The organism is Streptomyces sp. NPDC110618, from assembly GCF_055657065.1.
Map to the genome: position 1 here is coordinate 62,189 of NZ_JBVKBN010000031.1, position 12,572 is coordinate 74,760.

At 71.8% G+C, this 12,572-nt stretch carries 9 protein-coding genes; 2 read left to right on the forward strand and 7 right to left on the reverse strand.

The window, feature by feature from the left end:
* Positions 1–86: 86 nt before the first annotated feature.
* From ACZ7L7_RS34600 to ACZ7L7_RS34615, 4 genes are all read right to left on the reverse strand, one after another.
* Positions 87–845 carry an NUDIX hydrolase gene (locus ACZ7L7_RS34600; RefSeq protein ID WP_285516616.1) on the reverse strand — a complete coding sequence of 253 codons (759 nt, stop codon included), beginning with the start codon at positions 843–845 and terminating at the stop codon, positions 87–89.
* Between the two features lie 187 nt (positions 846–1,032).
* Entirely contained in the window at positions 1,033–2,901 is a 1,869-nt protein-coding gene (locus ACZ7L7_RS34605; RefSeq protein ID WP_453604730.1) for a glycogen debranching N-terminal domain-containing protein, read from the reverse strand.
* Positions 2,902–3,359: 458 nt separating this feature from the next.
* Positions 3,360–5,003, reverse strand: coding sequence for a DUF4192 domain-containing protein (locus ACZ7L7_RS34610; protein ID WP_285516618.1), 1,644 nt, complete (start codon positions 5,001–5,003; stop codon positions 3,360–3,362).
* 135 nt (positions 5,004–5,138) lie between these two features.
* Positions 5,139–7,292 carry a RecQ family ATP-dependent DNA helicase gene (locus ACZ7L7_RS34615; RefSeq protein ID WP_285516619.1) on the reverse strand — a complete coding sequence of 718 codons (2,154 nt, stop codon included), beginning with the start codon at positions 7,290–7,292 and terminating at the stop codon, positions 5,139–5,141.
* A 465-nt stretch (positions 7,293–7,757) separates the two neighbouring features.
* Here ACZ7L7_RS34615 and ACZ7L7_RS34620 point away from each other — a divergent pair, with 465 nt between their 5' ends.
* Positions 7,758–8,384: a hypothetical protein gene (locus tag ACZ7L7_RS34620; protein ID WP_285516620.1), complete on the forward strand. Its 627-nt coding sequence runs from the start codon at positions 7,758–7,760 to the stop codon at positions 8,382–8,384.
* A 253-nt stretch (positions 8,385–8,637) separates the two neighbouring features.
* Here the strand turns inward: ACZ7L7_RS34620 and ACZ7L7_RS34625 are convergent, their stop codons facing one another.
* From ACZ7L7_RS34625 to ACZ7L7_RS34635, 3 genes are all read right to left on the reverse strand, one after another.
* Positions 8,638–9,276 (reverse strand): hypothetical protein, encoded by a 639-nt coding sequence (locus ACZ7L7_RS34625; protein ID WP_471431572.1) that lies wholly within the window; start codon positions 9,274–9,276, stop codon positions 8,638–8,640.
* 68 nt (positions 9,277–9,344) lie between these two features.
* A complete protein-coding gene (locus tag ACZ7L7_RS34630; protein ID WP_285516622.1) occupies positions 9,345–10,046 on the reverse strand; it encodes a ribonuclease HII in 702 nt (233 codons plus the stop codon).
* A gap of 84 nt (positions 10,047–10,130) precedes the next feature.
* Positions 10,131–10,754, reverse strand: a complete 624-nt coding sequence (locus ACZ7L7_RS34635; protein ID WP_453604728.1) for a TetR/AcrR family transcriptional regulator — start codon at positions 10,752–10,754, stop codon at positions 10,131–10,133.
* 186 nt (positions 10,755–10,940) lie between these two features.
* On the opposite strand from ACZ7L7_RS34635, the gene ACZ7L7_RS34640 reads away from it, so the two are divergent.
* A complete protein-coding gene (locus tag ACZ7L7_RS34640) occupies positions 10,941–12,488 on the forward strand; it encodes an MFS transporter (RefSeq protein ID WP_285516624.1) in 1,548 nt (515 codons plus the stop codon).
* The last annotated feature ends 84 nt before the right edge of the window (positions 12,489–12,572 follow it).

The following is a 12,572-nucleotide window of genomic DNA, read 5'->3' on the forward strand; positions in this document are numbered from 1 at the left end:
CTCCCGGCCCGGGACTCGGCGCGCTCGGACCCGTGTTCGCCGTTCGCTCGCGGGCCCGGTCCGGCTTGGTGCGCCCGCTGCTCGCCTCAGACCTCCGGGCGCAGCATCGGGGGGTTGAGCAGGGTTGCTCCGCCGGCCCGGAAGAGCTGTGCCGGGCGTCCGCCCTGGCGGGTGGTGGTGCCGCCGGTGGGGACGAGGAAGCCCGGGGTGCCGGTCACCTTGCGGTGGAAGTTACGGGGGTCGAGGGCGACGCCCCAGACGGCCTCGTAGACGCGGCGCAGCTCGCCGACGGTGAACTCGGGCGGGCAGAATGCCGTGGCCAGTGAGGAGTACTCGATCTTGGAGCGGGCGCGTTCCACTCCGTCGGACAGGATCTGGGCGTGGTCGAAGGCGAGCGGGGCGAGGGGTTCGCCGTCGCGGCCGTAGCCGCCCTGCTGGAGCAGTTCCTCCACCGGCGCCCAGCGGGCGTTGCTGGCGTCGCCGCCGGCGCGCGGGGCGGGCATGTCGGGGGCGAGGGCGAGGTGGGCGACGCTGACGACGCGCATCCGCGGGTCCCGCTTGGGGTCGCCGTAGGTGGCGAGCTGTTCCAGGTGGGCGCCGTTGTCCTGGACGGGTGCGGTCGGGTCGTGGGCGCGCATGCCGGTCTCCTCGGCGAGCTCGCGCGCCGCCGCCTGCGCCAGGTCCTCGTCGGCCCGTACGAATCCGCCGGGCAGCGCCCAGCGCCCCTGGAACGGTGGTTCGCCCCTGCGTACCGCCAGCGCGCACAGGGCATGGCGGCGCACGGTCAGCACGACCAGGTCCACGGTGACGGCAAAGGGCGGAAACGCTGACGGGTCGTAGGGCATGCCGCGATCATAGTCGTCTGCCTGACGATAAACACTCCCTTCGCCGGTCGCTTCGACTGTTGATCGAGTTCGCACCGTCAAGGGCCTCCTTTGTTGATCGAGTTCGCGCTGTGAGGGGCGTCCTTGTTGATCGGGTTCGCACGGTCAGGGACCTGCTTTCGGTGCCGGGGTGGTACGTCGTGCGAGGTCACACCCCCAGTTGGAGTCCGTCGGCGGCCTCCTCGACCATGGCGAGGCCCAGGCGGCCGACCCGCAGGGAGAAGGGGGCGCCCGCGACCCGCAGTCCGGTGAGGACGATCTCCCCGAGGGGGGCACTGGCGGCGGGGCGGAGGGTGACGGTGCCCGCGGGGGCGTCGGGGCGGATTCCGGCGAGCGCGGTCAGGAGCAGGACTCCGGCCGCGGCGGCGGTGGCGGCGGGGCGGCAGGCTGCGGGGTGCGGAATCGGTGCGCTGCCGTCGGTGCGCTTCTCTCCCCCGTACATCTCCGGCAGGCGGTGGTCGAACGCCTCGGCGGCGGCCATGGCGCCGCGCAGCAGTCCGGTGGCCTCCTTCTCGTATCCGGCGGCGAGCAGCCCGGCGACGGCGACGGCTGTCTCGTGGGTGCGTACGGCGCCGCTGCGGTGGCCGAAGGCGTTGAACCCGGCCTCCTTGGTGCCCAGTCCGCGCAGTCCCCAGCCGGAGTCCATCGCGGGGCTGCCGAGGAGCCGGGCGAGCTGCTCGGTGGCCACCTTGTCGAGGAGACCGGGCGCCTGTTCGCCACCGCCCAGGAGGCCGGTGTCGAGGAGGTGGACGGCCGAGGCTCCGAGGTGCGGCACGAGGCGCCCGTCGGGGGTGCGGGCCGCCGCGGGTCTGCCGCCGCCGAGGTCGTCGATCCAGAAGTCCCGTTGGAACGCGGTGCGCAGGCTTCCCGCCCACTGGCGCAGTCCGGCGCCTCCGGGTCTGCCGAGGGCGTCGAGCAGGTCGGCGCCGAGCAGGGCCGCGCGGTGGGCGTGGGCCTGGGTCTCGCACCGCTGTGGTCCGCCGGGGTGCGGGTCACTGAGGTAGGTGCCGGCTCCGACAGTGGTGCGCAGCCAGGTCAGGCATCTCTCGGCGGCCGGGAGCAGTTCCTCGGTCTCCTTGTCGGGGAGCCCCCAGCGGCGGGCCTCGGCGAGGAGTGCGGGGAAGAGCAGGGTGGCTTCCGTGGCCGTGCAGCCGGGTGGCAGGTGGGGGCCCGCGTCCCGGCGAGGGGCGGGGATCAGGCCGGCGCGTGTTCCCTCGGTGAGCTGGGTGCGGGCCAGGGTGCGGAGCGTGCCTGCGGCGAGGCGGGTGCCGAGGGGCAGGGTCATCCGGGCCGCGGCGAGGGCGTCGGCGGGGGCGAGCCCGCAGCGCCAGGGTGCTCCGGCGGCGAGGTGGGTGTCGGTGGGGTGGGTGGGGTCGCGCAGCAGGAGGGCTTGGAGGTCGTCGATGCAGGTGCGCAGGAGCGCCTGGGCTCCGGGGTGGTCGCCGTCGGCCCGGGCGGGGGCCAGTGGGGCGGCCGTGGAGGCCCGGCTCACGGCGCGGGCGGGGCCGGCTCCTTCCGGCCGGACCTTCAGTTCGATCGTCGCGCTGCCGCCGGGGGGCAGGGTGATGTCCCAGCGGAGCAGGCCGGCGGATGCCAGGGCGTCGGTGGGCGGCGGGGCCGCGGTGACGGCCGAGGTCCCGGTGGCGCAGGTCCAGCGCAGGCCGGAGTCGTGGACGGTGGCGGGCAGTTCGGGGCCGGTCCGTCCGGAGGCGATGGCGCTGAGGTCGGCCAGGTCGGTGCCGAGGGCGACCTCGACGGGCAGGCGCAGGGGGCGGGAGGCCGCGCTGTGCAGGGTGATGCGTTCGGTGCCCTCGGCCTGCCGGGTGCGCTCGACGACGACATCGGGGTCCGGGCCCGCGTCCGGTGAGGCGCGGAGGGTTCCTACGAAGCGGGCCCGGTCGGCGGTGGTGATGCGGGCGTGCACGGGGAGCGGTTCGCGGCCGGCGACGCGCAGTTGGCAACGGGAGAGCAGGCGCCGGCCTGCCCGGTAGAAGCCTTCCAGGTCCTGGCCGGTCAGCTGCGCTTGCGGTGTGGAGATGGCGAGGCTCGGGAGGGCGACGCAGATGAGGGCGGTGTGGGTGGGCGGCAGGTCGGAAGGGTGGCGGGGTGGGACTGCTCGTGGGGGCTGTGGGGTGGGTGGTCGGTGCGTGGTGGGGGGATTCGGGTCGGTCGCTGCCGTGCGGGGTGGTCCTTGGTGGCCGGGTCCGGGCGGTTGTGTCGGCCGGGAGCCGGGTGGGCGGCTGTCGGCGGCGGAGGGCGGAGTCGGCTGGTGCATGGGGCGGCTTCCTCTGCGCTCTGTGCGCCTGGGGCGGGTTCGGCGCCGGGTGGGGGGTCCGGGGTTACCTGGAGGGGTCGGCGGCAGGGCCCGTACGGACATTCCGCCACTCAGGTGAACGGGGTGACGCTCCTCCAGGTCACGCCCGGGAATGGGTGACCTGTGCGGGCGAGGGCGGCCGGGGTTCGTGGTTCGGGTGGTCACGCTTCCCCCTCGGGTCCGGTGTTCGTCCCCTCCTGGCACGTGCCGCCGGGCTGTCCCGGGACCCGTGTGGTGCGGGGCTTGCGGGTCGTTCCGGTGCGCGTGCCGCTCATGGGTGTGCGGGGTCCGGGCACCCTCGTCCTGGGCCGGCGTCCTGCCCTGCCGACGGGGGCCGTGGAGGCGGGGCTGGTGGGGGTGGTGGGGCGGGACTGGGTGCGGTGGGGGCGTCGGGGGGTGGTGGCCGGCCGGGACGGTGGGGTGTCGGTCGATGGCGTTGGGGCTTTGGTCGGGTGGGCGTGCGGCGCGTCGTTGGTCGGGGTGGCTTCCGGCACGGCGTTGGTCCGGGTGGCGGCCGGCGTCTCGGCCGCGGAGGCGTGGTCCGCAACAGCCGCATCGGCGTGCTGCGCGGCACCCCGGTCCAGCGCCGCGGGCGCGGTCCTACGTCCCCGTTCCGCGCGCAGGCAGCGTCGGATCTTTTCCGGGTCCAGGCCCTCGTTGCACGCCTGGTGCAGGAGGCGTGCGAAGAGGTAGTCGGGGTCGGCGCCGAGGGCCATGGCGAGGGCCTCGCGGGCCTCCAGTTCGTCGCCGGTGGACCAGGCGACCCAGCCGACGAGCGTGAGGCACGGCGCTGCGTGCTCGTTGTAGGGGCCGACGCAGCGGCGGGCCAGGGCTCGCCACAGGCGCAGTGCGGGTGTGGCCTCGTCGCCCTCCATCCAGGCCGCGGCTCGGTCCCGTGTGGTGCGGTCCTGGAGGCCGAGGATGACCCGGGCCGCTTCCTCGTGGGTGATGAGGTCGTCGTCGCGGAGGTCGGCCGTGAGGGTGCCGGAGACGGAGGGTGCTTCGGCGAGGCGCTTCATCAGCTTCTCCGCCAGTTCCAGGGTCTCCTCGGCGACCTCCGCGCGGGTTGCTTCCTCCAGGATCCGAGGGACCAGGGCCATGCCCGCGGTGTCGAGGGCGATCTCCTGTTCCAGCGCGGCTCCGGTCTCCCAGGGCAGCAGCCTTGCCCGCAACTCACGTAGCGTGCCGCGCACCTGGAGCCCGGCGTAGGTGGCGGCCGCGGCCAGGACCGAGGTGCCCGGCAGGCCCATGGCGGTGCCGTTGGGCGGGCAACAGGTCGCGTTGTCACAGCAGTACGACCAGAAGCGGCCGCCCGAGATGCACAGCGCCTCGATCACCGGTACGTCGAGGTGGCCGCACTCGATGCGCAGTTTCTGGGCGAGCGGGCGCAGTCGTTCCATGACCTGGCGCCCGGACTCGCCCGCCGCGGGTTCCTGACAGAGAAAGGCCACGATCTGCTCGGGGCGTGCGCCTCGGCGTTCGCTGCCCGTGACCAGGCCGTGCGCCAACTGGCGTGCCGCGGACGGCCAGTCGTCCGGGTTGGTGGGGATGCCGAGCCGGGCCCGCCCGCCGAAGCGGCCGCGGCCGTCCCGGTCGTGCAGGGCGACCAACACGATGCTGTCCTCGGGGCGGTAGCCCAGCAGGTACGGGAGCGCGTCGGCCAGTTCGGCCGGGGTGCGCAGGGTGACCTGGTCGTCGCGGTGGCCTTCGTAGGCGGTGCAGTCGAGTTGCTTCGCGGGGCTCGGGTCGTGTCCCACGATGTCGTGGTTCTCGAAGTTTCCTGTGGTTTCGCCGTGGTTCGTCATGGCTAGACGATCTCGCGGAATTCAATCTTCCGCTTAACCTGTGGATAACTCGGGGCAGGGACATGGCAATTACACGCTCCGTCGCCCTCACCACGCCCCACGCCGTCCGCCGAACCGGGAGCCCCCGGGCACGGCTCACCCCGCCGCGGCCAGTACCAACGGCAGAACCTCTCCGCTCCCCGTCCGCCGCAGCAGCCGTGCCGTGACCGCCAGCGTCCACCCGGTGTCGGTGTAGTCATCGACGAGCAGCACGGGACCGCGTGAGCCGGCCAGCGCCTCGGCCAGTTCCCCGGAGACTTCGAACGCATCGGCCAGCGCCCTGAGCCGCTGCGCCGAGTTGCTCCGGCGCAGCGGCTGCTCGGACCCTGTGCGGGTCAGCGTGCCGAGGAACGGCAGCCGTCCGACATCCGCGATGCCCCGCGCCAGCGTGCCCACCAGTTGCGGCCGCGTCAGGGACGGCACCGCCACCACACCCACCGGCCGCGCCGTCGCCTGCTCGCCGCCCGATGCCCAACCGCCCGGCGATCGGGCCCAGTCGGCGAGAACCGACACGGCTGCCCGCAGGACGTCGTCGGGGACAGGTCCGTCCGCCGCGTTCTCGGCCAGCAGCGGGCGCAGGCGATTGCCCCACCCGATGTCCGAGAGGCGTCCGAGGGCCCGCCCGGTGGAGCACTGTTCGCCGGCCGGAATGCGGCCCTTGAGCTCGATGCCCAGGGCGGGCATGCCCGTCGGCCACATCCGGCGCGGTTCGATCTCGACGCCGGGCCGGTCCAGTTCCTTGACGGCTCCCGTCAGCGCCTCCGGTGTGACGGCCGGATCGGCCCACGGGCCCGCGCAGTTGTCGCAGCGGCCGCACGGGACCGCGCCCTCGTCGTCCAACTGGCGGCGCAGGAACTCCATCCGGCACTCATGGGTGCTCGCGTACTGGCGCATGGCCTGCTGCTCGGCCGCCCGCTGCCGCGCCACCCGGGCATAGCGCTCGGCGTCGTACACCCACTCCGCTCCGGTGGCGATCCAGCCGCCTTTGACGCGCTTCACCGCGCCGTCGACGTCCAGCACCTTCAGCATGGTCTCCAGGCGGCTGCGCCGTAGCTCCACGGCCGCCTCCAGGGCGGGCACGGACAGTGGGCGTCCGGCTCCGGCGAGGGCCGAGAGGGTCTGCCGGACCTGGGCCTCGGGCGGGAAGGCGGTGTCGGCGAAGTAGCGCCAGATGGCCTCGTCCTCCTTGCCCGGCAACAGCAGCACATCGGCGTGGGCCACGCCTCGGCCGGCCCGCCCCACCTGCTGGTAGTAGGCGATCGGCGAGGAAGGGGAGCCGAGGTGGATGACGAAGCCGAGGTCGGGTTTGTCGAAGCCCATGCCGAGTGCGGAGGTGGCGACCAGCGCCTTGACCCGGTTGGCGAGCAGGTCCTCCTCCGCCTGGAGCCGGTCCGCGTTCTCCGTGCGCCCGGTGTAGGAGGCCACGGCGAAGCCGCGCTGCCGGAGGAAGGCGGCGGCCTCCTCGGCCGCGGCCACCGTCAGGGCGTAGATGATCCCCGAGCCCGGGAGTTCGTCCAGGTGCTCGGCGAGCCAGGCCAGGCGGTGCGCGGCGTCCGGCAGCTGGACCACGCCGAGCCGCAGGCTCTCCCGGTCCAGTGGGCCGCGCAGCACCAGGGCCTCACCGGCACCGGTTCCCAGTTGCTCTGCGACATCCGCGGTCACGCGCGCGTTGGCCGTCGCGGTGGTGGCCAGCACAGGCACGCCGGGACCCAGCTCGGCCAGCATCGCCCGCAGCCGCCGGTAGTCGGGGCGGAAGTCATGGCCCCAGTCGGAGATGCAGTGCGCCTCGTCGACCACGAGCAGACCGGTCGTCGCCGCGAGCTTGGGCAGCATCTGGTCGCGGAAGTCGACGGAGTTGAGCCGCTCCGGGCTCACCAGGAGCACGTCGGTCTCGCCCCGCTCGACCTCGTCGTGGATGGCGTCCCACTCCTCCGGGTTGGCGGAGTTGATGGTGCGTGCCCGGATTCCGGCCCGCTCCGCCGCCTCGACCTGGTTCCGCATCAGTGCCAGCAGCGGCGACACGATCACCGTGGGGCCCGAGCCGCGTCGCCGGAGCAGCGCGGTGGCGACGAAGTACACGGCCGACTTGCCCCAGCCGGTGCGCTGCACCACCAGGGCGCGTCTACGCTCCCGCACCAGAGCGGCCACGGCCTGCCACTGGTCCTCCCGCAGACGCGCGGTACCTCCCGGGTCGCCCACCAGCTGGCCGAGGACGGTATCGGCTTCGGCACGGAGTTCCAGTTCGTCCATGCCCCCATGCAACCCGATGGCACTACCAGTCGGCCACTTCAGTGGCGCGTGAGGCGAACGGAGCCTCGGCACGCGCGCGTGGGGGATGTGGACGCACGATCACAACGAGTAGACGATCCGCCTCGCCACGCGCGCGCGAGGGCGGGATCGATGGGACAGAGACTGTGCGCTGTTGAGAGGGTCCGATCACGGCGCGTAATCAACATGGGGGGCGCATTCAAAAGGCGTACGACGGCGGTCGCACCCGCGCGTCAGCAGGTGGCACACGGGGTAGGGATATACCACTCACTCCTCCCTATATCGGTCGGGCATTCCAATTGCTCGTTGCCGCAACCAAGTTCGACAGGAAGAATTGAAGTCCGCTCCCCGCACGGCTCGCCCGTGGTCCGGCAGGGCTTTGCTGCGGTGTGCGCTCCCCCGAATCCACCCCGCCCTCAGTGTGGGCGCGTAGCCGAAGGGAGGACCGTGACCTTCGGATTCGCTCCGTCCACCGCGGCATCCACGTCGACCTCCAACGACCTGTCCGCCACCACGACGGGCCGCGTGCTGGAGCCCGCGGAGTGGGCTGCCGCCGGGATTCCTCTGCTGCGCAACCCCCGCGAGGTCGTCAGTGGACTGCATGCGCGGCACCACCCCAGACCGGCGACCGCGATCGTGGCCGTACTCGACCCTGACGAACGGCTCCGGGCGAGCGCCTCGTTCACCCGCCGTACAACTCAGGCCGACGGCTGGATGTTCCGCAACGTGCTGCTGGACCAGTTGCGCCGGGTCATTCCGCACGACCTGCGCCGCCGCACCCCCGTGCGCACCGCCGTGCTGCTCTACTGCCGTGAGGGCGACGCGCGTTGGACGCAGGAGGACGGGGCGTGGATGTGGGGGCTGCGCGACGCCTGCACGCTGCACGGGCTGCGCTGCGGCGCGTACATCACGCTGACCCGGGACGGCTGGCAGGTCCTCGGAGAGGGCCGCGGTGGGCGTCGCCCCAGCGCGAACTCCGCCCCGGAGGCCTTCGCCACGTCCGAGTCACCGCCTCCGCTGCCCCGTACCGGAGGCGCCGCCTCGGACATCCTGCGCCGCGCCGCGGCCCGCTGAGCGGCTCGGCACCGTCTCACCCAACTTCACGACGGAACGTTTCCGCGCTGCCCTGACCAGGGCAGCGCGCCGCACGTCCTCTCGGGCACCACGACGAGCCTCCACGAGCATCCACCGGCGCCTGGTCAACGCACCGTAAGGCGTCGCCGAACCGACCGCCACACCTTCCCGCGCGCATGCCGAAGGCCGCACCGTGCAGGTACTCCTGCGGCAGCACCGGTGTGCCGACCGCCCCGGAGGAACCGGAGGCGGTTCAGACACCCGCACCCAGCACGGAGTTGATCTGCTGCGGGTCGCCGCAGACGATCAGCAGGGCGCCGGCCCGGGCGAGGGCCAGGGGCAGGGCGGTGGCGGCAGCGGTGTCGGATCCGCCGTTGACGGCGACCACCACGACGGGGCGCTGGGCCGCACGGCTCGCGACGGCGGCGTCCGCGTAGAAGACGTCGTCGGCCGCGTCGTGCTGGCTCCAGTAGGAGGCCTCGCCGAAGGACAGCTCATGGGCGGCCCACGGGTGCTGTTCGCCGGTGGTGATCACCAGCACGTCACCGGGGGCACGTCCCGACTCCAGCAGCAGGTCGACGGCTTCCTCGGCAGCGTCGAGCGCACCCTCGGCCGAGGCCGGGATCAGCTGGATCTGCGGAGTCGCCTTGGCCGGTGCGGAGGCGGGGGCGGCCGGGGCGGAAGGGCCCGGCTTGGGCGCGGCCGCATCACGGGGCGTGCGTTGCGCCGGAGCCGTGGGCCGTGAAGGCCCGGGACGGCCGGGACGCGACGGAGCCGCGGGACGCGGACCGGGTACGGGGCGGGGGGTCGGCGCGGTACGGCCGCTGGCCGGAGTGGCGCGGGGACCCTGGGCACTCTCGTGAATCTGAGGCTCCTCGGGAATGAGAGGCATGGGCTGATATTTATCAAACATTGGTGCGGCTCACGTGGGCGGGTGGCACACAAGTGCGAGCGGAACGGTCAGAAATCGAAGCCGAGCTGCCCTTCGATCGCCGGAACGCTCCGTTCCGCCCAGCTGCGGACCTTCTTGAGGTGCCGCCACTGGGGCAGCGCATCAAGATACGCCCACGACAGGCGGTGGTACGGGGTGGGCCCCCGCTCCTCCAGTGCGGCCTTGTGCACGGGCGACGGATACCCGGCGTTGTCCGCGAAACCGAAGTCTGCATGGTCGATACCCAGTTCGGCCATCATTTTGTCGCGCTGAACCTTGGCGATCACCGAAGCCGCCGCGACCGCGACACACGACCGGTCGCCCTTGATCACCGTACGGACCTTCCACGGGTCCCCGAGGTAGTCATGCTTGCCGTCGAGGATCACCGCGTCGGGGCGGACCGGCAGGGCGTCCAGGGCGCGCACCGCGGCCAGGCGCAGCGCGGCCGTCATACCCAGCTCGTCGATCTCCTCCGGCGAGGCGTGCCCGAGGGCGTACGACGTCACCCACTTCTGCAGCTGCGCGGCCAGTTCGGTGCGCCGCTTGACGGTGAGCAGCTTGGAGTCGGTGAGCCCTTCAGGGGGCCGACGCAGTCCGGTGACGGCCGCGCAGACGGTGACGGGCCCGGCCCAGGCGCCGCGCCCCACCTCGTCGACACCGGCAATGACCTTCGCTCCGGTCGTGGCGCGGAGTGAGCGCTCGACGGTGTGAGTAGGCGGTTCGTACGGCATGGCGCCCTTAGCCTACGCCGCCCGGATCACCCGGCGACACCCAGGTTTTCCGGAACGTAACCGAAGCTCCCCGACGCACGGGGTTCAGCCCGCCTGCGGCCGGAGGAGCGGCAGCATCAGCTGGTCGATCATCTCCTCCAGCTCGCCGTCCTCCCATTCGCTTCCGCACATCTTGGAGCGGTACATCATCATGGCCGGAATGGCGTCGAAGACGCATGCGTTGGCCGCGTCGGAGCGCACCTCGCCGCGCCCTATTCCACGGGTGATGACCTCACGGATCAGTTTGAGGGTCGGCTCGACGATCCCGTTGAAGATCACTCCATGGAATCGCTCCGCCTGCAGTTGGTCACATTCGTGAATGACTGCACGGAATGCGAAACCAGGACGTGAGTACATGGCGTCCCGCGCCAGACGGCACAGCGCGAGCAGGTCCTCCCGCACACTGCCGAGGTCCGGCACCGCGTCGATGCGCGGCAGTCCGGCCTTCAGCGCGTCGGCGACGAGGTCCTCCTTGGAGGGCCAGCGACGGTAGACGGCGGCCTTGCCGGTCTGGGCGCCGGCAGCGACACCTTCCATCGTGAGGCCGTTCCAGCCGACGGTGCTCAGTTGCTCCAACGTGGCGTCGAGGATGGCGCGTTCCAGTACGGCGCCGCGCCGGCGCACTGAAGCCGCCTGAGCGGGGGCGGCCGTCCAGCGCGAGGTAACCATCAGTGTTCTCCAACGAGCGAAAAGCGGGGGGTGCGGGGGACTTGGGGACGCCGCGCGGCGGCGGCAAGCGGGGAGCGTCATGGAGGTACGGATTAAGTGAACGCTTGCGTTCACTACTGGGGACTCACTACCTTTGACGCGACAGTGAACGCGAGCGTTCACTAAGGCGCTTATGGGGGACCCATAGTGACAACCTCTCAGTTGATTCAGGACAAGCAACCAGGTGCGGCCCGCAGGCAGGGCCGCCCCGGCATCGCGCTCACCGTCATCGCGGCCTGCCAACTCATGGTGGTACTCGACGCGACGATTGTGAACATCGCGCTGCCGCACATTCAAGACGCGCTCAAGTTCAGCACGACCGACCTCACCTGGGTCGTCAGCTCCTACACCCTCACCTTCGGCGGTCTGCTGCTGCTCGGCGGCCGGGCGGGCGACATCCTCGGCCGCCGCCGGGTCTTCATGACCGGCATCCTGCTCTTCACCTTCGCCTCCCTGCTCGGCGGACTCGCCCAGGAGCCCTGGCAGTTGCTCGCCGCGCGTGTGCTCCAGGGTGTCGGTGGCGCCATCGCCTCGCCGACCTCGCTGGCGCTCATCACCACGACATTCCCCGAAGGCCCGGAACGAAACCGGGCATTCGGTGTCTTCGCCGCCGTATCCGCGGGCGGTGGCGCCATCGGACTCCTCGCCGGCGGCATGCTCACCGAGTGGCTCGACTGGCGGTGGGTGCTCTTCGTCAACGTCCCGATCGGCGTCCTGATCGCCTTCCTCACCCCGCTGTACATCAACGAGTCCGAACGGCACACCGGCCGCTTCGACATCGCCGGCGCGCTGACGTCGACCCTGGGCATGGCGTCCCTGGTCTACGGGTTCATCCGGGCCGCCGACGAGGGCTGGCGGGACAACCTGACCATCGGTTCCTTCGTCGCCGCGGTGATTCTGCTGCTCGCCTTCGCGTTCATCGAGTCGCGGGCGAAGGAGCCGATCACCCCGCTGCGGATGTTCGCCGACCGCAACCGCTCCGGCACGTATGTGATCATGCTGAGCCTGGCGGCAGCGATGTTCGGCATGTTCTTCTACATCGTGCTCTTCGTGCAGAACGTGCTGGAGTACACCCCGATCGAGGCGGGCCTCGCGTTCCTCCCCGTCACCGTGGTCATCGCCCTCGGTGCGGGCCTGTCGCAGCGATTCCTGCCGGTGCTGGGGCCCAAGCCGTTCATGCTCACCGGCTCGGCCCTCGTGGTGGTCGGTCTGAGCTGGCAGGCCCTCCTCAGCGCGGACAGCTCGTACGTGGGCGGAGTCCTCGGACCGATGCTGCTGTTCGGCTTCGGCATGGGGCTGAACTTCGTGACGCTGACGATCACCGCGGTGTCCGGGGTCGCCCAGCACGAGGCCGGCGCGGCTTCCGGTCTGCTCAACGCCATGCAGCAGGTGGGCGGATCGCTCGGACTGTCCATCCTGACGACAGTGTTCGGCTCCGCCAGCAAGGACGAGGCGGAGAAGCAGGTGGCGCAGTTCATGGCGGAGGCCTCGCCCGAGCAGAAGGCCCAGTTCGCCGAGACGCAGCAGCTGCCCGCGCCGTGGGGGCACGAAGTACTCGCCAAGGGCATCTCGATGGGCTTCGTGGCGGCCGCCTCGATGGGTGTGCTCGCCCTGATCACCGCCTGGTTCGTGATCAAGGTCCGCAAGAGCGACCTGGAGGCCCTGTCCGGCACAGCCGGTCCCATCGCTTCCTAATGCTGTTGTCAAGCTGCCGCAGTCACCGGCGGTGTCACTTCGTAGCACCGCCGGTCACGAATCAGAGCCCAGATGACGTTGACG

Excerpts from the sequence above, each read along its gene's own strand:
- ACZ7L7_RS34600 (WP_285516616.1), bottom strand. The coding sequence starts at position 845 with ATGCCCTACGACCCGTCAGCGTTTCCGCCCTTTGCCGTCACCGTGGAC.
- ACZ7L7_RS34610 (WP_285516618.1), bottom strand. The coding sequence starts at position 5,003 with ATGACGAACCACGGCGAAACCACAGGAAACTTCGAGAACCACGACATC.
- ACZ7L7_RS34615 (WP_285516619.1), bottom strand. The coding sequence starts at position 7,292 with ATGGACGAACTGGAACTCCGTGCCGAAGCCGATACCGTCCTCGGCCAG.
- ACZ7L7_RS34625 (WP_471431572.1), bottom strand. The coding sequence starts at position 9,276 with ATGCCTCTCATTCCCGAGGAGCCTCAGATTCACGAGAGTGCCCAGGGT.
- ACZ7L7_RS34630 (WP_285516622.1), bottom strand. The coding sequence starts at position 10,046 with ATGCCGTACGAACCGCCTACTCACACCGTCGAGCGCTCACTCCGCGCC.
- ACZ7L7_RS34635 (WP_453604728.1), bottom strand. The coding sequence starts at position 10,754 with ATGGTTACCTCGCGCTGGACGGCCGCCCCCGCTCAGGCGGCTTCAGTG.